Source organism: Deltaproteobacteria bacterium, assembly GCA_016219225.1.
In the GTDB taxonomy this organism is placed as follows: Bacteria; Desulfobacterota; RBG-13-43-22; order RBG-13-43-22; family RBG-13-43-22; genus RBG-13-43-22.
On sequence record JACRBX010000277.1, the window covers coordinates 1 to 20,807 of the forward strand.

The 20,807-nt window shown below is 50.9% G+C and carries 17 protein-coding genes; 10 read left to right on the forward strand and 7 right to left on the reverse strand.

Annotated features, from left to right (window positions below; genetic code table 11):
• Nucleotides 1-608, reverse strand: a 608-nt coding sequence (locus HY879_22945) for a rhomboid family intramembrane serine protease (protein ID MBI5606201.1), incomplete at its 3' end; no start/stop codon positions are given.
• 121 nt (nucleotides 609-729) lie between these two features.
• On the opposite strand from HY879_22945, the gene miaB reads away from it, so the two are divergent.
• The 3 genes from miaB (at nucleotide 730) to HY879_22960 (ending at nucleotide 3,435) form a co-directional block, all read left to right on the forward strand.
• A complete protein-coding gene (gene miaB, locus HY879_22950; GenBank protein ID MBI5606202.1) occupies nucleotides 730-2,049 on the forward strand; it encodes a tRNA (N6-isopentenyl adenosine(37)-C2)-methylthiotransferase MiaB in 1,320 nt (439 codons plus the stop codon).
• A gap of 107 nt (nucleotides 2,050-2,156) precedes the next feature.
• Complete coding sequence (locus tag HY879_22955; protein MBI5606203.1) at nucleotides 2,157-2,654, forward strand: bifunctional nuclease family protein; 498 nt, start codon at nucleotides 2,157-2,159, stop codon at nucleotides 2,652-2,654.
• 124 nt (nucleotides 2,655-2,778) lie between these two features.
• Complete coding sequence (locus HY879_22960) at nucleotides 2,779-3,435, forward strand: histidinol phosphate phosphatase domain-containing protein (protein ID MBI5606204.1); 657 nt, start codon at nucleotides 2,779-2,781, stop codon at nucleotides 3,433-3,435.
• Between the two features lie 142 nt (nucleotides 3,436-3,577).
• On the opposite strand, the gene HY879_22965 is transcribed toward HY879_22960, so the two are convergent.
• The 6 genes from HY879_22965 to HY879_22990 form a co-directional block, all read right to left on the reverse strand.
• Nucleotides 3,578-4,804 (reverse strand): ABC transporter permease, encoded by a 1,227-nt coding sequence (locus tag HY879_22965; protein ID MBI5606205.1) that lies wholly within the window; start codon nucleotides 4,802-4,804, stop codon nucleotides 3,578-3,580.
• Nucleotides 4,801-5,550, reverse strand: coding sequence for an ABC transporter ATP-binding protein (locus tag HY879_22970; GenBank protein MBI5606206.1), 750 nt, complete (start codon nucleotides 5,548-5,550; stop codon nucleotides 4,801-4,803). The genes HY879_22965 and HY879_22970 overlap by 4 nt, the downstream gene beginning before the upstream one ends.
• A gap of 14 nt (nucleotides 5,551-5,564) precedes the next feature.
• Nucleotides 5,565-6,773, reverse strand: coding sequence for an efflux RND transporter periplasmic adaptor subunit (locus HY879_22975; protein MBI5606207.1), 1,209 nt, complete (start codon nucleotides 6,771-6,773; stop codon nucleotides 5,565-5,567).
• Nucleotides 6,774-6,854: 81 nt separating this feature from the next.
• Nucleotides 6,855-7,940 (reverse strand): hypothetical protein, encoded by a 1,086-nt coding sequence (locus HY879_22980; GenBank protein ID MBI5606208.1) that lies wholly within the window; start codon nucleotides 7,938-7,940, stop codon nucleotides 6,855-6,857.
• Nucleotides 7,941-8,101: 161 nt separating this feature from the next.
• A complete protein-coding gene (locus HY879_22985) occupies nucleotides 8,102-9,967 on the reverse strand; it encodes an ATP-dependent metallopeptidase FtsH/Yme1/Tma family protein (protein ID MBI5606209.1) in 1,866 nt (621 codons plus the stop codon).
• A gap of 301 nt (nucleotides 9,968-10,268) precedes the next feature.
• The gene (locus HY879_22990) at nucleotides 10,269-10,841 is read right to left on the reverse strand and encodes a DedA family protein (GenBank protein MBI5606210.1); all 573 of its coding nucleotides are present in this window, start codon (nucleotides 10,839-10,841) and stop codon (nucleotides 10,269-10,271) included.
• 515 nt (nucleotides 10,842-11,356) lie between these two features.
• Between HY879_22990 and HY879_22995 the strand changes: the two genes are divergently transcribed.
• The 7 genes from HY879_22995 to HY879_23025 form a co-directional block, all read left to right on the forward strand.
• Nucleotides 11,357-12,370, forward strand: coding sequence for an NAD-dependent epimerase (locus tag HY879_22995; protein MBI5606211.1), 1,014 nt, complete (start codon nucleotides 11,357-11,359; stop codon nucleotides 12,368-12,370).
• A gap of 109 nt (nucleotides 12,371-12,479) precedes the next feature.
• Nucleotides 12,480-13,196, forward strand: a complete 717-nt coding sequence (locus HY879_23000) for a DUF169 domain-containing protein (protein MBI5606212.1) — start codon at nucleotides 12,480-12,482, stop codon at nucleotides 13,194-13,196.
• Between the two features lie 476 nt (nucleotides 13,197-13,672).
• Nucleotides 13,673-15,073 (forward strand): AmmeMemoRadiSam system protein B, encoded by a 1,401-nt coding sequence (gene amrB / locus HY879_23005; GenBank protein ID MBI5606213.1) that lies wholly within the window; start codon nucleotides 13,673-13,675, stop codon nucleotides 15,071-15,073.
• Between the two features lie 124 nt (nucleotides 15,074-15,197).
• The gene (locus HY879_23010) at nucleotides 15,198-16,421 is read left to right on the forward strand and encodes an acyl-CoA/acyl-ACP dehydrogenase (GenBank protein ID MBI5606214.1); all 1,224 of its coding nucleotides are present in this window, start codon (nucleotides 15,198-15,200) and stop codon (nucleotides 16,419-16,421) included.
• A 258-nt stretch (nucleotides 16,422-16,679) separates the two neighbouring features.
• Nucleotides 16,680-18,686: an FAD-dependent oxidoreductase gene (locus HY879_23015; protein ID MBI5606215.1), complete on the forward strand. Its 2,007-nt coding sequence runs from the start codon at nucleotides 16,680-16,682 to the stop codon at nucleotides 18,684-18,686.
• 20 nt (nucleotides 18,687-18,706) lie between these two features.
• Nucleotides 18,707-20,257, forward strand: coding sequence for a propionyl-CoA carboxylase (locus HY879_23020; protein ID MBI5606216.1), 1,551 nt, complete (start codon nucleotides 18,707-18,709; stop codon nucleotides 20,255-20,257).
• A 143-nt stretch (nucleotides 20,258-20,400) separates the two neighbouring features.
• Nucleotides 20,401-20,807 (forward strand): propionyl-CoA carboxylase (locus tag HY879_23025; protein MBI5606217.1); only part of this gene is annotated, 407 nt, incomplete at its 3' end.

Sequence of the window (20,807 nt, forward strand, 5' to 3'; positions counted from 1 at the left end):
ACATGGGCATACCAGGCGACTGAACCTCCTTCGCTGCCGGCGTTTAACAGTTGAACCAAAAACCATAAACCCAGGACCAGAACAGCCGGAATTCTAATGACCTTGAAAAAGATAATAAAAATAAAAAGGGTGGAGACATTGGCCCTGGGGAAAAGGATCAGGTAGGCCCCTAAGATCCCGGCAATGGCCCCGCTGGCACCGATCATGGGAACGGCGGAGTTGAGGTCCGAAAAGGTATGGATAAAGGCGGCGAAAAAACCGGAAATCAGGTAGAAAATAATAAATTTGAGGTGGCCCAGGGAGTCCTCCACGTTGTTACCAAAGATCCAAAGATAAAGCATGTTTCCGAGTAAATGGATCAGGCCGCCATGGAGAAACATGGAGGTAAAAACGGTCAGGACCGAAGGGATAGCCCTGGGATAAGAAGGGTCTTGAAAAAAGGGGTGGGTCAACTGGGCGGGGATGGCCCCATATTGAAAGATGAAGTTTTCCAGGCTTTCGGCCGGCAGGGTTAATTGATAGAGATAAACCAGGATATTGAGGACAATAATACCAATGGTAATCAGAGGTACGGTTTGAGTGGGGATGTCATCCTTGAGGGGAATCATGTCTTGGTCTGTTATTTAATTTTTACACATGTATCCTTTACGCCGCAGAAGTCAAGGAAATTTTATCGATCCCCTTTCTTTCTTGAAATTTTATAAGAATTTTGATAGGATATTATTTAATATGAAACAAGTCCACATCGCCACCTTTGGCTGTCAGATGAACGAAAGGGATTCTCTGGCCATTACCCAGATCTTGGCCTCTTACGATTACCAGGTCACCGAGGAGATGGAAGAGGCCGACCTGATTCTGGTCAATACCTGCAGTATCCGCCAAAAGGCGGAAGAGAAGACCTATAGTCTTTTGGGGCGGCTTAAGCGGTTAAAGGACAGGAACCCCGATCTGGTCATCGGGGTCGGCGGATGTGTGGCCCAACAGGAAGGGGAGCGTTTATTGGCCAGGGTACCCCACCTGGATTTGGTCTTTGGGACCCGATTAATCCCCCAACTTCCCGACCTGATCGAAGAGATCGGGAGGGATAAAATCCGGTTGTCCCGTATCGAGCTGACTCCGGGAGGCCTTTATCCCAACCTCTTGCTTATGACCGATGGCCCTTTACAGGAGCTTAATGCCTCGGTAACCATTATGCAAGGTTGTAATAATTATTGCGCTTATTGTGTCGTACCCTTTGTCCGCGGACCTGAGGAAAGCCGTCCCAGCCCGGAAATACTGGCTGAGGTGGAAATGCTAAGCACTAAAGGGGTTAAAGAAATCCTTCTCCTGGGGCAAAATGTAAATTCTTATGGTCAGAATCGGGCGGGGGAACTTTCTTTTGCCCAACTCCTGCATAGTCTGGAACAGATCCCCGGACTGGAAAGGATTCGCTTTACTACTTCCCATCCAAAAGATCTTTCCCCGGAATTGATCGACTGTTTTGGCCGCATCTCGATTTTATGCAACCATATCCACCTGCCGGTTCAGACCGGATCAAACCGGATACTGGAAAGGATGAACAGACGTTATACCCGGGAAGGGTATCAGGAAAAGATCAGTCAGCTCCGGGAACGATGTTCCGGTATAGCGATCACCAGCGATATTATCGTCGGATTTCCAGGAGAGACCGAAGCCGATTTTGAACAAACTATGGATCTTATTCGAACCGTCCAATTTGACAACTTGTTTTCCTTTAAATATTCGGATCGTCCCTTGACGTCGGCCCGAAATTTTTCCGGAAAGGTCGATGAAGAGGAGAAAGGTCGGCGGCTAAAAGAGCTCCAGACCTGTCAAAAAAAAATCACCCTTTTCAAAAATCAAAAAATGGAGGGGACGATTCAAGAGGTATTAGTTGAAGGAACCAGTAAAAAATCCTCTCAGGAATGGATGGGAAGGACCCGGTCCAATAAAATTATTAATTTCCCCGGGCCTTCGGGCTTGTTGGGGAAAACGGTCCCGGTCCATATTGAAAAAGCCCATGTCCATTCCTTGAAGGGAAGGTACCTATAGAGTCGATGCCTGATGCACCCGGTATTCTGAAAGCGGCATCTTGCTTTTTGAATTTTGAATCTTGCAACCTGCAACTTGTAACTTGCATCCTCTCATCAGGAGGTAATATGTCCATTCAAATGAAGGTGTTCGGGTTGACCATTGACCCCTTGACCAACAGCCCGATCATGATCCTTAAAGATTTGGAAGGAGACAAGACCGTTCCGATCTGGATTGGGCTTTTGGAAGCTACGGCCATTGCCAGCGAACTCGAAAATATTAAATTTTCGAGGCCTATGACCCATGATTTAGTGAAAAACCTGATGGATCAAGTAGGCGTCAAACTGGCCAAGGTCGAAATTTGTGACCTCAGGGATAACACTTTTTTCGCCCTTATGCATCTAATCCTCCAAGGTAAAGAATTCTCAATGGATGCCCGCCCCAGTGATGCCATCGCCCTGGCCTTGCGGGCCCAGGCCCCCATTTATGTCGAAGAACAGGTCATTCAAAAATCCAAGGCGGTAGACCTGGGAAACAAAGAAGAAATTCAATCCGAAGAGGGAAAGAAATGGACGGAAATTCTGGAATCCCTTTCGCCCGATGATTTCGGGAAATATAAGATGTGATAAAAAAAGGTTCAAGGTACAAGGTTCAAGGTGTAAGGCATAAGGATACTTAATGGCTCCACACCAGCGATCTAAACCCTGAACCGTATACCATAAACCGTACACCTTAGACCATCATAACCATATGATCGATCTGCATTCCCATTCCCTGCTCAGTGACGGTGTTCTCCTGCCTTCTGAACTGGTCAGAAGGGCCGAGGTAAAAGGGTACCGGTATTGGGCCATTACCGATCACGCTGATGTTTCCAATATCGACCATGTCGTTCCCCGAATCGCCTCCGTAGTCCGGGAATTAAATAACCACTGGAACATTAAGGTCATCCCCGGCATTGAATTGACCCATGTCCCCCCGGAGACCATACCCGGTTTGGTCCAAAAAGCCAGAGATCTCGGGGCCTGTCTCATCGTCGTCCACGGGGAAACCATTGCCGAGCCGGTACCGCCCGGAACCAATCGGGCCGCTATCGAGGCCGGCGTGCACATCTTGGCCCATCCGGGTTTGATAACGCCCGAGGAAGTCCGAATGGCTGCCCGGAAAGGGGTTTTTCTCGAGATTACCTCCCGCAAAGGGCACTGTCTGACCAACGGCCATGTGGCGCGTCTGGCTCAAGAAGGCGGGGCCGAACTGATCCTGGATTCCGATACCCATGCCCCGGAAGATATCATTGCTCCGGACCAACGGGGAAGAATTGTAGAAGGTGCCGGGTTGAATAAAGAGGCTTTACAGGAGATGGATAAAAAAGCCAGCTATCTTTTTAATCAATTGCTGGCCACGTTTTAATTCAAAAAATACGGTTCAAGGTTCAGGGTTCAAGGTTCGGAAAAACCCATTTTTCAGCTTTGTCGATGCCCCAAAGGGGCATGAGGGTTTAATAATTATCTGCGTTTATCGGCGAAAATCTGTGTCCTAATTCGATATTTCCCTATTCATATCGAAGAGCATCAATGGGATTGAGTCGGGAGGCCTTGTGGGCCGGATAGAATCCGAAAAAAATCCCTACGGCTGCTGCAAAAGAAAAAGAGATCAATAAGGCCCAATAGGAAATGAGGACGTTCCATCCGGAAAAGCTTGACGTTATTTTGGCCCCCAGGACACCCAGCCCGATTCCAATCAAACCACCGACCAGACTCAAGACTACCGATTCGGTTAAGAATTGAAAAAGGATATCAAGGCCCCTGGCCCCCACGGCCATGCGGATACCGATTTCCCTGGTCCGTTCGGTCACCGATACCAGCATGATATTCATAATACCGATTCCTCCGACCAGCAGGGATACCAAAGCAATAGAGCCGAGGAGTAACGACATGACCTTGGCCGATTGTTCGGCCGTGGCCATGATCTCCGTCAGGTTCCGGACCGTAAAGTCCGGCAATTGACCGCGCCCTGTTCGATGACGCTGGGATAAAAGGTCATTGACCTGTTTCTCCGCTTCGGCCATGGACTCCATATCACGGGCCTGGACCGTGATGATCCTGACCGTATTAGGCAGGGCGCTCCCGAAGACCTTTTTTTGTGAGGTGGTCAAGGGAATATAGACCACATCATCCTGGTCGTCTCCCCGGGGGGATTGGCCTTTGGAAGAAAGGACCCCGATAACCGTAAAGGGGACCTTTTTGATTCGGATGATCTGGCCCAGGGGATTCTGAGTTCCAAAAAGATTCTCCACCACGCTTTGGCCGACTATGGCTACCTTGACGGCCCCGGTGATCTCCTGTTCGGTAAAGGTGCGGCCTGAGGCGATGGGCCAATCCCGAATATCAAAAAAGTCAGAGGTCGTACCGTTGACTCCGGTATTCCAGTTTTGATTCCCAAAAACGACCTGGGTAACACCGCCCCAAATCGGGGCCACCGCCTTGACCGCCGAGCACTCTTCCTTGATAGCCTTGGCATCATCAGAGGTCAGGGTGGATACGGAACCAAACCCCATTCGGGCTCCGCCGGCCGTCGTCGCACCAGGCAGGACGATCATGAGGTTGGAGCCCATGCTGGCGATTTGCTGGGCAATCATTTCCCGGGCACCGGACCCGATGGCGACCATGACAATGACCGCCCCGACGCCGATGATGATGCCCAGCATGGTTAAAAAAGAGCGCATCTTGTTGATCTGCAAGGCACGCAAGGCCACCTTGAGACTGGATAACGGTTTCATATTAAACCCTCATGACCCGTTGGGTCACCACGAAGCACCGCCCCCTGATCCCCGATCCCCGACTTCGGCTCCAGGAGCCGGTCCTGCAAGACCTGGCCATCCTTAAATTGGATGATCCGTCGGGTAAAGGTCGAGATATCCTGTTCATGGGTAACCAGGATAATGGTTATTTTCTGATCCTCATTAAGATGGGTCAAAAGCTGCATGATCTCCAGGCTGGTCTTGGTATCCAAGTTTCCGGTCGGTTCGTCGGCCATGATAATGGATGGGTTGTTGACCAGTGCCCGGGCAATGGCCACCCGTTGTTGCTGGCCCCCGGAAAGCTGATTGGGATGATGGCCCTCCCGGCCGGCCAAGCCCACGGAGGCCAGGGCCTCCATGGCCTTGCGACGGCGTTCCCTGGAATGGGTGGGGCCGTATAATAAAGGCAGCTCGACATTTTCCAGGGCCGAAGTTCGGGCCAGAAGGTTGAATCCCTGAAAGACAAAGCCGATTTTTTCATTGCGCAAGTGGGCCAGGGCATCCCGGCTTAACGTGCCGATATCCGTTCCATTTAATAGATAGGAGCCCCTGGTGGGGACATCCAGACAGCCCAGGATATTCATAAAAGTCGATTTTCCGGATCCCGATGATCCCATAATGGAGACGAATTCGCCGGTTTGAATGGATAAGGATATACCATTCAGGGCCGGAATTTCAATATCCCCCAGGTTGTAAATCTTATACAGGTCTTGAACTTGAATCAGGAGTTCCATCTCGATTATAATCGCATCCTCGGAGCGGACTGCTGTTGATTGGAGGCCGGTTTCTTATTTTTGTCGGCGAGTAAATCGGTGATGATCAGATCCCCTTCCTTGAGCCGCCCTTTGGCCATTTCAGTATATTGGCCGTCGTTGACACCGGGCTTGATAAAGGTAGGTTTCGGGGTTTTTTCGGGGCCTAATATCCATAACATTGACAATCCCTTCCATTTTTTCTTGAGTTCTTCAATATTTTTGCTTTTGGATGGCGGGATCGGCATTTTAAAGCGCAAAGCGGCGTTGGGGATTTTAATGATCCCGTCTTTTTCTTCGATAATAACAGAAACATTGGCGGTCATACCGGGTTTTAATTTCAACTCCGGATTTTTAACCCCCAGGACGACATCATAGGTCACCACATTCTGGACGGTGGTCGGGGCATTCCGAATTTGAGAAACCCTGGCCGAAAAAGGTTCGCCCGGATAGGAATCTACGGTGAAGCTGGCGGCCTGCCCTACTTTAAGGCGGCCGATATCGGCTTCATCCACGTTGGTATCCACTTGCATATTGGTCAGGTCCCGGGCAATGGTGAAAAGGGTGGGGGCCTGGAGGCTGGCTGCCACGGTCTGGCCTACATCAACATTGCGGTTAACCACCGTACCGTTAACCGGGGACCGGATAGTGGTATAATTCAAGTTGATCTTGGCCGAAGACCAATTGGCTTTGGCCGTTTCGATCTGGGCTTCGGCCGTCTTTACCAGAGAAATGGAAAGGTCGTGTTTTAGCTGGGCTTGATCCAAATCATTCTGGGAAACCAGGTGGTCTTTAAAAAGGGCCTTGTAACGGTTAAAGGTACGCAGATTGTCGGCCAGGGCGGTCTTTTCTTTCTCCAACAGGGCTCGGGCATTTTTCTGTTCGGCCTCAGTCTGATCCACTTTGGCTTGAAACAGGGCCGGATCGATCTGAGCGATAATCTGTCCTTTCCGGACGACTGAATTAAAGTCGGCGTAGAGCTTAATGATAGTTCCCGATACCTGGCTGCCTACCTGAACCAGGGTTACCGGATTCACTGTCCCGGTAGCAACGACCTGGGAGGTAATGGACCCTCGGGTCAGGGCCTCGGTCTTAAAGCGGGGGGTTTTTTTTTGGGCTTGGTAGGTGCGGAATCCAAAAAAAACCCCGGTCCCGATAATCATAACTATTATTAAAACAATTAAAATCCGTTTCATAGACCATCCTTTACAGGAATTTTTTATTTTGACCCCTTGGCGATTGGAAAGTTAAAAAAGACCGCAATAAAAGGGTTTTTTTTATTGACTTATCCCGGTTCGGGTCTGGAGAGGTTTTCTGCTTAAAGGCAAAGATATGCAAAAAATAGTCCCCGAAGGTTGGTTATCCCGAAAAAAAAGTTGCCCCTGATGCAATTCAATAATCCTTTTTGAGATAGCCAGGCCCATACCCGTCCCTTCCTTTTTAGTTGAGAAAAAGGGGTTGAAGATCCTATCCCGGCAGGCACTTGAAATGCCGCAGCCTCTATCTATTATCTCGATTAAGATTTGCCCTTTTTGTTTCTGGGTTTGAACCAGGACCTGTTCTTCAGGGTCCGAGGCCTGGATGGCATTGAGAATCAGATTATTAAGGACCTGATGAATACGGTTTTTATCGGCCGGCAGGGAAGGCAGATCTCCTGCCAGATTTGAACTGAGGGCAATCAGCTTCTGTTCCGCCTGGGGTTGAACGATTTTCAGGACCTCTTTAATCATAAGATTGATATCCACCCGGGAAAGGTCAAGGGCTATAGGCCGGGAAAAGTGGATCATGTCTTTAAGTAAACCCTCAATCCGTTGACACTCCTGTAGGATCACAACCAGACGTTCCCGGGCAGGGTCTTCGGGGCCGGTTTTTTTAAATATTTTTTGGGTATAGGCCCCGATGGTAATGATCGGGTTTTTTAATTCGTGGGCTACGGCGGCGGCCGCTTCTCCCATAAGCGCCAGATGCTCCTGGTCCTGCCTTTGTTGTGTTTCCATTCTTTCCCGATCGACCAGAAGTCCGATCAGGGTTCCGAAGGCATAGAAGAGGACCACCTCATCAATGTGGGCTCTATGGGAGATGGAGGAGTGGAACCAGTCGAACCAATGGGGGATGAATAAAAGGGTGACCAGGCAGGCCGAGAAAAAGCCTCCTTTCAGTCCAAAGAGGAGTCCGCTTAAGATAATGGGCAGATAATAAAGTCGGTGGAGGATCTCGGAAGGAATAAAAGAAGGGATCCAGATCTGATCCAGAAAAAAAATAACCGTCAATAAAAAAAAGATGGGGAGGACCTTCCAGTATAAAGGGACAAACTTGTATCGAGTCCAGAGATCATAGAGGGTGTTGTTTTTATTCCAGGACATTATCGATTAAGATTCTTACAAAGTACATCTGCGAATTTATCTTTAACATTTTCATTGTTACGGGTTGTGGAGTTCGTTGCTCGTTACTGGTTGCTGGTTAAAACAAGGAACGAGTAACCAGGAACGAGTAACATAAAAATTTCAAATATCTCTGATTAGTTTTAATCTTTCAACTTCGAGTCTTGATGAAGAATCTTCCTCAATTCTTCCCCTTCGACCACCTCTTTGTCAAGCAGACGTTGGGCCACCAGGGCCAGTTGATCCTGATGTTCTCTGAGGATTTTATCAGCTAAAATGCGGGCCTGTTCAATGATTTTTTTAATTTCCTGATCGATGTCGCGCGACGTCTCCTGGCTGATGGAACGTCCGGTGTCGTATCCCATGCCGGTTTCCAAAAACAAGGGCCGTCGTTCCTTTTCAAAAGTAACTACCCCAAGGTCACTCATTCCATATTCACGAACCATCCGTTCGGCAATATCCGTAGCCCGTAAAAGATCGTTCTGGGCCCCGGTGGAAATTTCTTTGAAATGGAGTTCTTCGGCGATACGACCTCCCAAGAGGACGCTCATCCGATCCATCAATTCGTTTTTCGTCATCAGATAACGGTCTTCGGTAGGCAGTTGCTGGGTGTATCCCAAGGCCCCGATCCCCCGGGGGATGATGGAGACCTTGTGCACCGGATCGGCGTTCGGCAATATTTGGGCCACAATGGCATGGCCCGATTCATGAAAAGCCACGATCTCTTTTTCCTTCTCATTCATGCGCCGGTTTTTCTTTTCCAGGCCGGCGATCACCCGATCAATGGCTTCGTCGAAGTCCCGCATGTCCACTTCTTTTTTATCTTTTCGGGCCGCCAACAGGGCCGCTTCGTTTACGATGTTGGCCAGATCAGCGCCGACAAAACCGGGGGTGCGCGCCGCGATCACCCGTAAGTCCACTTCAGACGCCAGGGTGACTCCCTTGCTGTGGACCTTGAGGATCGCTTCCCGGCCTTGAACATCCGGCTTATCGATCATCACATGCCGGTCAAAACGCCCAGGACGGAGCAGGGCCGGATCGAGGATTTCCGGACGGTTGGTGGCGGCCATAATAATGACTCCTTTTTCGGTATTGAAGCCGTCCATCTCGACTAAAAGCTGGTTGAGGGTCTGTTCCCGTTCATCATGACCCCCCATGGGATTGATGCCACGGGCCTTTCCTATGGCATCCAATTCGTCGACAAAGATGATGCAGGGGGCCTTTTGTTGGGCCTGGGTGAAGAGGTCCCGGACCCGGGCCGCACCCACTCCGACAAACATCTCTACAAAATCCGAGCCGCTCATACTGAAGAAAGGGACTCCGGCTTCACCGGCCACGGCTTTGGCTAATAAGGTTTTACCGGTCCCCGGAGCGCCCACCAACAAGACCCCCTTTGGGATCTTGCCGCCCAGACGTTGAAATTTCTGGGGCGTTTTTAAGAATTCGATCACTTCTTTCAGTTCTTCCTTGGCCTCATCAATCCCGGCCACATCATCAAATTTTATATTGATATCTTTTTCCATATAAACCTTGGCCTTGCTTTTCCCGATGGACATCAGACCGCCGCTGGCCCCCCCCATGCGGCGCATGAGGAACCCCCAAAGGACGACAAAAAAGATCATGGGCAGGATCCAATTGGTGAAAAACTTGACGAGCTTATTTTCCAGTTTCCCGGTGAATTTTACCCCTACGGTTTCCAGGTCCTTGATCAGGTCCGGGTCCTGAACGCGAGCAGTAATAAAGGGGTGGTCTGCTTTTCCCTTTCCCAATTGTTTCAGGGTGTCGGCCGAGATCAGTCCTTCAATTTCTCCGGTCTTGACCTTTCCGGCGACGAGGTCATCATATATCACGATGTCCGAAAGCTTGCCGGCCTTCAACAATTTCTTGAATTCATTGTAAGGGATCTGACCGACCTGGTCGGCCAGAAAGTAGGTCTGGAAGGCCATCAAAATAATCATGGCCAGAACAAAATACCAGATGGAAAAATGGGTCTTTTTTTCTATGGGCATAATTGGGTTCCTTTAGAACAAAATAGAGTTTCAAGTTTCAAGATGCAAGTTTCAAGTATGAAAAACCTTAAACCATGAATCTATTTTCATGCTTCGTGGTGCCATGCCCCAAAAGGCGGGGCATGGCGGTTTAACACAAAAATAGCCCTGGATTAAGCCCTGGGCTGATTTGTTCTCCGTTATGCCGGACCCCGTATCCAGTACGGGGCAGGCTTGATCCGGCATCCAGGGTCTTTGAGTTTGGAGTAATTGGATTTTGCTCAAAACTAATTGCTCCAAACTCCAAACGGACTCTATTATATCACCGGGAGCGAAGCCAGTGATCAAAAAATTTTCGTCCCACCATGGCCGAAAAGAACCCAATGATCAGGATTAATAGAATGGCCCATTCGATATTTTTAACCAGGGTATCACAAGCTTCTCCTACCCAATAACCCAGAAAGGTAAAAAGAATGGCCCAGATGAGACAACTGATCAATTGCAGGGAAAGGAACTTGGCGATTTTCATATCCAGGATACCGAAAGCCAGGGCGCTGGCTAAACGTATCCCGAAAATGTACTGGGTGATGAACAGGCTCAAAGTTTCATAACGGCGGATGAGATATTCGGCCTGTTGGATTTTGTGCCGTAATTTAGGAAACCGAAGCAATATCCAGGAAGAAGAGGTTTTACCCAGGAAATAAAAAACCACATGGCCTATATAAGAGGCGAAGGTGGCCGTAAAGATGACCAGCCAGAAATTCAGATGTCCCTGAAAAGAGAGTAAGCCGCCCAGGACCAGGGTGGTTTCCCCTTCAAAGAAGGTCCCTGTGAAAATAATCAAATATCCATATTGCTGGAACAGGTAAAGGAGTTGCAAAAACTTTATAGACACAAAGAACCCTCTTTCATCCAACCCCCTTTAATACGAAAATAGTATCCGTCTTCCAAGGAGCCTATTTCCATGCTTCGTGGTGCCATGCCCCAAAAGGCGGGGCATGGCGGTTTAGTTCGAAAATAACGTTGCGGGTTGCGAGTTACGCGTTACGGGTTTAAAACCAACCTTACTTCGACATTCGATATTTTCATCATTCGTGGTTCCTATATTTTTCTTATACCACATAATACCCTGACAGGGCAAGTTGGGTTATTGCGTACAGGATGCCCTTGGTAACTAAAGAATATAATTCTACGCAAAATGGATAGAATTTCTTAAAGAACACGCCTTGGACCCGGACCAATTGAGGTTTTATTAACATGTTTTGTATATCCAAAATCTTGGTTCCGGCTGGTCCGGGTTGGGTTGCACGGAAAATTCAAGAAATAGATCTTGCTTGACCAGTCCGATATTTTTTACTAAAGTATAAGAATCTATAAAATAATAAATTCCTATGCAACAAGAAAGAGACTATGGCCCGTAAAATTTTGGTTACCGGTGCAGCCGGTTTTATTGGTTTCCATCTCTGCCAACGCCTGTTGGCGGCGGGAGATCAGGTGGTTGGTCTGGACAATCTGAATGATTATTATGAGGTCCGGCTGAAGCAGGATCGCCTGAAACAGATTGAGGATAATACTCTTTTTCAATTGACTAAAATAGATCTGGTAGATCGAGAGGCCGTGGCTGATCTTTTTGCTGAACAGGGATTCGATATAGTAGTCAATCTGGCGGCCCAGGCCGGGGTACGCTATTCTCTGATAAATCCTTATTCCTATGCCGATACCAATTTGATGGGATTTTTAAATATCCTGGAAGGGTGCCGACACCAAAAGGTCAAACATCTGGTCTTCGCCTCTTCCAGTTCCGTTTACGGGGCCAATACCCGGATGCCCTTCTCGGTCCATGATAATGTCGATCATCCCGTCTCTTTGTACGCGGCTACCAAGAAGGCCAACGAACTGATGGCCCATACCTATTCGGCTCTGTATAAAATACCCTGCACCGGCCTGCGTTTTTTTACGGTCTATGGGCCTTGGGGTCGGCCCGACATGGCCTTATTCCTCTTTACCAGGGCCATCCTCGAAGGAAAACCCATTGATGTCTACAATTATGGCCAGATGCAACGGGACTTTACTTACATTGACGATATCATCGAAGGGGTGGTCCGGATAATGGCCAGGATCCCCGAACCGGACCCGCAATGGAAGGGGGATCAGCCGGAACCGTCGGCCAGCTTTGCCCCCTACCATTTGTATAATATAGGGAATAACCATCCGGTGGAACTCATGGCCTTTATTGAGGCCCTGGAGGATTGCCTCGGGAAAAAGGCTATAAAAAATATGATGCCCATTCAGCCCGGGGATGTGCCGGCCACCTATGCCGATGTGGAAGATTTGATAAGGGATGTGGGCTTTAAACCGGCCACCCCCATAGAATTGGGAATCAGACGATTTGTGGATTGGTATCGGGAGTATTATGGGGTATAATAAAAACAAGGCGCAAGGCGCAGGGTATAAGGTTCAATGGCTGAACTCGGGGTTTTGGTTTTTCTTGAGTCTTGTGCCTTGTACCTTGTGCCTCACCAGGAGGTGATCGTTGAACGATTTTGAAAAAATATCTCAGGACTTGACCCAACTTCTTCATTTACAATATCTCCCTGTTGGTGTGACTTTGTACCAGGACACACCTCCCCCAGCCCATATCCCCCAAACGACCGAGAATCTGAAAAGTTATTGCCAGGCCCTGGTTCTGGCCGGGGAAGGACGGACTTTACTGCTTAAAAGAGAGCAGATGGGTTGTAAACTGGGGACTTCAGTCCTGGGTTTTGAAACCGAAATGGAGGCCTTTTTAGACGACGGGGTCTTGGAAAAATACGGTGTGGGTTTGTTCGCCACCGAAGAAGCCTCGGCCGAAACCCTGCTTAAATCCCATTATCTGGAAAAAGGGAAAACCCGTTCCGCCTTGATTGCCCCGTTGACGGCTTTTCAAGAGGACCCCCAGGTGGTGGTATTTACAGCCGACAGCCAACAGGTGATGTGGCTTTTATACGCTGTTAATTATGAAAAAGGGGGCAGGATGGACCTGCCACAGTCCGGTGGTGCCCTGGGAGGATGTGCCGACATTACAACCTGGCCTCTGCTCTCCGGCCAGGCCAATGTGACTTTTTTAGGTCTGGGATGCCGGGTGAAATCGGCGATTGATCCTCAGCATTTGATGATGGGCATCCCAGGCAATAACCTTGTTAAGGTTCATCAAAATATTTTGGCTATGATCAAACCCATTGCCATGTTGAACAAGGCCCAGACCCGGTAAAGGGCAGAGAGCAGAGGGCGAGGGCAAAGAGTATAATTTTTTGTAACACTTTAGGTGTTTGAAAAGAACGCGTTATTCACCGCAAAGCCGCGAAGTACGCAGAGAGAATCATTATTGTACAATCCCGTGAGAGGCGGGATTGTACAAAACAACTCTGGACTTAGTCCCGGAGGGCCTCCGGCCATAATTATGCGGTCGACTTCGTCGACCTAAAACAAAGGCTTCCGTTTGGAAGCCGGCCGAAGGGTAGCGGAAGCTTTTCCTTTCTGTCCTCTCAACAGAAAGGAAAAATTATTTCCCCTTTGCGTTCTTGGCGTCTCTGCGGTGAAAATAGTTTTTCAAAAAGCTAAACTGATACAATTTTTTTGATCTCTGCCCTTTGCGCAGAGCTCAAAAGCCTCATGGGCAGCCTATAATAAAATGGCAAAGGAATAGATCGTTTCTTTCAATGTCGGGCCAAAGCAAGGAGGTCGGTTATGTCACAGGACATAAGGAAATCCATTATTGCCGGCAGTTGGTATCCTGGGAACCCGCAGGCCTTGCGTTCCCAGATCCAGAGTTTTTTTAAGGCTGTTCCTGAAGGGCCTGGCCTGTCAGCAGAACTGGTCGCCTTGATCGCTCCCCATGCCGGCTACACCTATTCCGGCCAGGTGGCCGCCTATGCCTATAAGCTCCTGCTCACCCAACCCTTCAGCCAGGTAGTAGTCATCGCCCCCAGTCACCGCTATCCCTTTCGAGGGGCCTCTATCGACCAGAAGACCGGCTATGAAACCCCCCTGGGTGTCATTCCGGTGGATGGGGCACTGGCCCGGACCATTTCCGATTTGAGCCCTATTTTTAAATATGTCCCTGAGGCTCATGCCCAGGAACATGCCCTGGAGATCCAGCTTCCTTTTTTGCAGGAGGCCCTTGGGGCCTTTAAAATCGTCCCCATTATCCAAGGCTCTCAGGATCCTGCCACCTGCCAGGAAATGTCTCAGGCTTTGGCTAAGGCCCTCAAAGGGGAAAAAGTCTTGCTGGTGGCCAGTTCCGATCTGTCCCATTTCCACCCCTATGGACAGGCCAAGACCCTGGATCAGAAAATTTTGGACCGGGTGGCTGCTTTTGATGAAAAAAGCCTGATGCAGGACATAACGCAAGATCAGGTGGAGGCCTGTGGCGGCGGGCCTATTGTCACGGTAATGAAAACAGCCAGACTCCTTTCGGCCGATCGGGCCATGGTTTTAAAATATGCCAACTCCGGAGATGTAACCGGCGATCGCTCAGGCGTAGTAGGTTATATGGCTGCAGCCCTGTTTAAATCCAACCCCGGAAAAGAAAGGCCGGCCCCCGGGAAAGAAGAAGGGTTTTCCGACGAGGAAAAAAACTTTCTGCATAAACTGGCCCTTGGAGCCATTGAACATCACCTCCTGGGAAATCCTATGCCGACTCGGGATAGGGAACCGGTCCGGTTAGCCGAGAAACGGGGGGCCTTTGTGACCTTAAAGACCCGGGGGCAATTGCGGGGTTGTATCGGCCATACCCAGGCCATAAAACCTCTTTCTCAAACGATCATCGATATGGCCCAGGCGGCTGCTTTTCAGGATCCCCGGTTCCCTCCACTTTCCCAAAAGGAGCTCAAGGACCTGTCTATCGAAATCTCGGCACTGACCCCTTTCCGCCAGATCAAAGACATAAAGGAGATCCAGGTCGGTAAACACGGTCTGTTTATCGAAAGAGGATTTAACGCCGGGCTTCTACTGCCCCAGGTAGCTACCGAGTACGGCTGGGACTCCCTGACTTTTTTGGAACATACCTGTCAAAAGGCCGGTCTTCCAAAAGAGGCCTGGAAGGATAAAAACAGCAAAATTTATGTCTTCTCAGCCGAGATTTTTTAAAAAAAACAGGCTATAGGCAAGAGGCTATAGGCGATGGGCTATCGGTAAAGAAAAATCAGGAAAACCGTACCCATTGCCCCTCGCCCATTGCCCATAGCCCCTATTATAAAGAGAGGAGAAAGTCATGTTTGAATTTCTGCTTAAGGAAGATGAAAAGGCCTTCTGGCAGGAGGTCCGGGAATTTGTTAAAACCGTTCCCAGCCAATTAATCCGGGACATGGATGCCGGCAAAATCGAAACCGGCAGGCCTTTCGTGGAAATGGCCGCAGCCAAAAAACTATTAGGTCCGAGGTTCCCGAAAGAATACGGCGGCCGGGGCCTGAACTGGACGGCTGAGGTGGCGGCTGTCGAAGAAGTGGGGGTCCTGGGCAATTCCCTCTCCTGTGCCTATGTCATGCCCAGTATCGTCGGCGAGGCTGTTAACCTCTTCGGCACCAGGGAGCAAAAAGAAAAATACCTGGCCCCGAATCTGGCCGGTAAATTATACAGTGCCGAGGCCTTAACCGAACCGAGAGGCGGTTCTGATTTTTTCGGGGCCACCACGACCGCAGTCAGGGACGGGGACTCTTTTTTATTGAACGGGGAAAAAAGATTTGTCGTAGGCGCCCAGGACTCGGATTGGTTTTTGGTTTATGCCAAATCAGACCCTAAGGCCCCCCCTCATGAATCCATCAGTTGTTTCATCGTCGAAAGGGCCATGGGGATCCAGGTCCAGAGTATTTACAACCTCCTGGGCACCCGGGGCGGGGGCACCGGCCGTTTGGTGTTCAAGGATGTGCGGGTGCCCAAAGAAAATGTCGTGGGTGATCTCCATAACGCCTATGCCATTTTCAACCGCATGATGATTCCGGAACGGTTGCTGAGCGGGGCCGGTTGCGTCGGGGCCGGCCGGGCGGCCCTGGAAGTGGCGGCCCGCTATTCGACGCGACGCAAGGCTTTTGGAAAGACCATTGATAACTTCCAGGCGGTTAATTTTATGGTCGCCGATTCGGTGGTCCTCCTGGATGCAGCCAGGGCCCTGGTCTACGCAGCCGCCAGGAAGGTGGATGCCGGCCAGGATGGGCGCCGTCTGGTTTCCGAGGCCAAGAAGGTCGGCACCGAAGCAGCCTGGCAGGTCATCAACAATGCCATGCAGATCATGGGCGGCATCGGCTACACCACGGTCTATCCCGTTGAGCGGATGCTGCGGGATTGCCGCCTGGCCATGATCTGGACCGGAACCAACCAGGTTATGAATCTATTGATCCAGCATGAATATTATAAAGAACTGAAAAAAAGGCAGGGTCAGACCAGGGACATCGAAGGCGATGCCATAAACCCGGATGAGGAAGAAAAACATTACGGATGATTCGGGGGGCGGGGATCAGGGGGCGGGGGCTCCTAACCCTAGGGCGGTATTTTTTCCGTCATTTCCGAATTTCTTTATCGGGAATCCAGGTTTTCAAGAAAATGAGAAAATCAAAGTCCCTGTAGTGTTACTAACCTATTGCCCATAGCCCATCGCCTATAGCCCCTTCAACTTTTTCCTTGACTTTTAAAATCGCTTTCTGATTTAATGGACCCTTATCCATCATTTGATGGAAACATTTATTGGAGGCTTGTCGCTATGGATTTTGCCAGGCTCTTTGAACCCATTATGATCAACGGCCTTAAGATTCCAAACCGGATCGTCATGCCGGCCATGGGTCTTCTTTACACCTCGGACTATTCCCTTAATGACCGTCACCGGGCCTTTTATCTGGAGCGGGCCAGGGGCGGGGTGGGGCTTTTGACTATCGGGCCCATGGCCATAGACCGGGCGGGATGCGCCCCGGTAACCCCGGGGCTGTTTGAAGATCAACAGATCGGTCCTTTAAAGGCTCTGGTGAGGGAAATCCATACCCAGTCGGAGTCCAGAATTGGGGCCCAACTGATGCACATGGGCCGTTATGCCTTTTCTTTTTTAAGTGGCCTGCCCTCCATGGCTCCTTCCCCCCTGGCCAGTAAACTTACCGGCGAGACCCCCCGGGAAATGACCGGAGAAGACATCCAAGAGGTCCAGAAGGCTTATGTCCAGGCTGCGGAAAGGGCCAGGGAAGCCGGTGTTGATTTTATCGAAATCCTGGCCTGCACCGGCTACCTCATCAATCAGTTCCTTTCCCCCGTGACCAATCAACGGACCGACGAATATGGCGGAAGCCTGGAAAACAGAATGCGGTTCGGTCTGGAAATCATCCGGAAGGTGCGGCAAAGCCTGGGGAAAGATACCCCCCTGGGGGTACGGGTGTCCGGAAATGATTTCATGAAGGGGGGCCATACCAACACCGAATCCTCCCGGTTTGCGGCCGAGGCCCAAAAGGCCGGAATCGATGCCGTCAACGTTACCGGCGGTTGGCATGAAACCAATGTCCCGCAGCTCACCAGCGACGTACCGGCCGGTGTCTTTCTTTACCTGGCCCGGGGGATCAAGGAAAAGGTCAGTATCCCAGTCTTTGCTTCCAACCGTCTGGCTGATCCGGTGATCGCCGAGAGGGCCTTACGGTCAGGGGCCTGCGATCTGATTTGCTGGGGAAGACCCCTTCTGGCCGATCCCGAACTCCCCAATAAAGTCAAAGAAGGCCGGATGGATGAAATGATCTCCTGTATCTCCTGCAACCAGGGATGCTTTGATGCCGTCTTTTCAGCCCAGCCTGTTGGTTGCATCCTGAACCCCCGGACCGGGAGGGAACAGGACCTCCAAATCCAAAAGGCCCCGGTCCGGAAAAAGGTCTGGGTGGCCGGCGGCGGGCCGGCCGGGATGGAATTCGCTCTCATCGCCGCCCAGAGGGGCCATGAGGTGACCCTTTATGAAAAAGGGGATCGCCTCGGCGGTCAGGTGAATCTGGCTATGGCTGCACCCGGGAAAAAGGAGTTCGGAAAAATCATCAGCAGTCTGACCACCCGGATGGCGCACTGGGGAGTGAAGGTCCATCTCAATACCGGTCTGACCCCGGAATCGGTCGAAAAAGAAAAACCGGATTTTCTGGCCGTCGCCACCGGGGCCGGACCCTTGAACATGGACTTTCCTGGAGCCGATAAGCCGCAGGTAATCAATGCCTGGGAGGTCTTAAGCGAGAGGGCCGCCCGGATAGGTCAAAAGGTAGTCATTGTCGGGGGAAGCGCCACCGGCTGCGAAACCGCTCATTTTATCGGGGCCATGGGAATCCCCGATCCGGAGACCTTTACCTTCCTGATGGCCCACAACGCCGAGGAGCCCGAATGGGCTTTAAAACTGCTGCATAACCCCGGAAGGGAAATAACCATCATCGAGATGACCGGGAAGGTGGCCGATAACGTAGGCCGTACCTCCCGCTGGTCTCTGATTAAGAGCCTGAAGCAAATGGGGGTGAACCTAAGGACCAGGACCCGCCTTCTGGAGGTCTGTGATGATTCCGTTAAGGTCATGACCGATGGGGGGGAGGAGTCTATCCCGGCCGACACGGTTGTCCTGGCCATGGGGGTCAGGCCGATGGATGATTTAATAAAGTCCCTGGAGGGAAAGGGGATCGAGATGATTACCCTGGGGGACGCCGGAAAACCGGCCAAGATCGCTGATGCGATCAGCCAGGGATTTGAAGGGGCGCTGAAAATATAATAAATTTAAGGTAATGATTTATGGGTAAATGGATGGACGGCTATCTGGAACGCCTGGAACGGGTCCGGCAGGAGAACCTGGCCGGAGGGGGGATAGAACGCTTTCAAGCTCAACATGCCTTCGGCAAGCTGACCGCCCGGGAAAGGATTGATCGCCTGGTCGATCCGGGCAGCTTCGAGGAGATCGGCTCCCTGGTTCGGGATGGGCGCCCTCCTTTTGACGGTCGAAAAAGACCCAGCCCTGCGGACGGGGTGATCATGGGAACAGGCCAGGTCCAGGGCCGGACTGTGGCCTTATATGCCATGGATTTTTCCGTCCTTTCCGGGTCATTGGGCGACCAGGCCGTTTGGAAGCTGACCGATCTGACCAAGATGGCCGGACAGGATAGAATACCGATCATCGGCATGATCGACTCGGCGGGCGAGAGGATCAGTATAAAGGGCGGCGATTCGGGGTTCAATGGTCTGAGCGAACTTTTAAGATGGTCCTGCCTTTATTCCGGAATCATCCCCCGGATCACTTTGCTGCTCGGTCCCTGTACCGGGGTCATGGCCTCCCTGCCCGTTCTTTCCGATTTCCTGATTATGAACAGACCCAATGCTTTTCTCTGGCTGGGTGGTGAAAAGAAAACGGCTGAAGCGGGAACGGCCGAGTTCCACATGAACAAGAGCGGGCAATGCGACATCATCGCCGAAACGGATCCGGAGGCGATAGACCAGGTCAAGGAGCTCCTGGCCTTCCTCCCCCAGAATTGCTGGGAAAAGCCCCCTTATCTGGATAAGGGCGATGATCCGGAACGAAGGGATGAGGACCTGATCCGGGTCCTGCCGGATAACCCGAAGTTCACTTATGACATACACCAGGTCATCGAGAAAATCGTCGATGAGGGAGAATTTTTTGAGCTTAAAGAGGACTTCGCCTCTCACCTGGTCATCGGATTTGCCCGCTTCGGCGGATTTACGGCCGGTATCGTGGCCAACAACCCTGATGAGATGAGCGGCATCCTGGAGCCGGATTCTTCGGATAAATACGATCGTTTTATGCGGTTCCTGGATGCCTTCAATATTCCTCTGGTGACCCTGGTGGATACCACCGCCTTTCCACCTGGGGATCGCTGGGAACGGCTCGGGGTGATTCGCCACGGGGCCAAACTGCTCCACTCCTATGCCCACCTGACCTGCCCGAAGATAACCATGGTCCTGAGACGCTCTTACGGGGGGGCCAACATCGTCCTGGGATGTTCCCGGATGTTTCCGGATTTTGTTTACACCTGGCCCACGGCCGAATTCGCTCCTACAGGGCCGGAGACGGTGGTCCATGCCATTTTTCATAAAGAACTGGCCAAGGCCAGGGAACAGGGCAACTTCGACCAGGTGTTTAATCAATTTTTGAGCATCCTCAAGGAACAGTTTTCAGTAATGAATCTGGCCAAAATATGGACCTCTTATTATACGACCCATGAAGTGATTGACCCGAGGGACACCCGTCCCAGGATCATCCGGGCCATCCGGGCGGTTCAGCATAAAAAAGAGATTCTGCCGGAAAAAAGGCGGTCTATCCGGCCGGCGTAAAGAGTCACGAGTGACGAGTGGCGAGTGACGAGAAAAGGCGTAAAGCAATAAGTGCAAGGCGCAAGGTGTAATGAACTTCTTAAGAAGTTTTACCGTAAACCGTAAACCTTGGACCTTGAACCTTTGGTTTTAAAGGGGTTTCTATGGGTGAACGATACGATCTGGCGATTCAAAAGCTGAGAGCAATTCAGGAACAAAACCTTTTGGGCGGCGGCCGGGAACATATCGAACGGCAGCACCAGAGGGGCAAATTGACGGCCAGGGAGAGGATTCAACACCTTCTGGACCCTGGCACCTTTCAGGAATTAGGGTCTTGTGTCAATACCACCGGGGAAAGGATCGACGGCCGGAGGATGGATGCACCCTGTGACGGGGCCGTGGTGGGTACCGGCCGGGTGGAGGGCAGGAGGATAGCCGTCTATGCCAGCGATTTCACCGTCCTGGGGGGGTCCATCGCCACCCAGCACGGACTGAAGTTCGTTAAATTAATGGAGATGGCCGCCCGCTGGAGGATCCCCATGGTCTGGCTTCTGGATTCCTCGGGGGGCCG

Bases quoted from the DNA above. Each gene is read 5' to 3' on its own strand.
- miaB (MBI5606202.1), top strand. From the start codon at position 730: ATGAAACAAGTCCACATCGCCACCTTTGGCTGTCAGATGAACGAAAGG.
- HY879_22955 (MBI5606203.1), top strand. From the start codon at position 2,157: ATGTCCATTCAAATGAAGGTGTTCGGGTTGACCATTGACCCCTTGACC.
- HY879_22960 (MBI5606204.1), top strand. From the start codon at position 2,779: ATGATCGATCTGCATTCCCATTCCCTGCTCAGTGACGGTGTTCTCCTG.
- HY879_22965 (MBI5606205.1), bottom strand. From the start codon at position 4,804: ATGAAACCGTTATCCAGTCTCAAGGTGGCCTTGCGTGCCTTGCAGATC.
- HY879_22975 (MBI5606207.1), bottom strand. From the start codon at position 6,773: ATGAAACGGATTTTAATTGTTTTAATAATAGTTATGATTATCGGGACC.
- HY879_22980 (MBI5606208.1), bottom strand. From the start codon at position 7,940: ATGTCCTGGAATAAAAACAACACCCTCTATGATCTCTGGACTCGATAC.
- HY879_22985 (MBI5606209.1), bottom strand. From the start codon at position 9,967: ATGCCCATAGAAAAAAAGACCCATTTTTCCATCTGGTATTTTGTTCTG.
- HY879_22995 (MBI5606211.1), top strand. From the start codon at position 11,357: ATGGCCCGTAAAATTTTGGTTACCGGTGCAGCCGGTTTTATTGGTTTC.
- amrB (MBI5606213.1), top strand. From the start codon at position 13,673: ATGTCACAGGACATAAGGAAATCCATTATTGCCGGCAGTTGGTATCCT.
- HY879_23010 (MBI5606214.1), top strand. From the start codon at position 15,198: ATGTTTGAATTTCTGCTTAAGGAAGATGAAAAGGCCTTCTGGCAGGAG.
- HY879_23015 (MBI5606215.1), top strand. From the start codon at position 16,680: ATGGATTTTGCCAGGCTCTTTGAACCCATTATGATCAACGGCCTTAAG.
- HY879_23020 (MBI5606216.1), top strand. From the start codon at position 18,707: ATGGGTAAATGGATGGACGGCTATCTGGAACGCCTGGAACGGGTCCGG.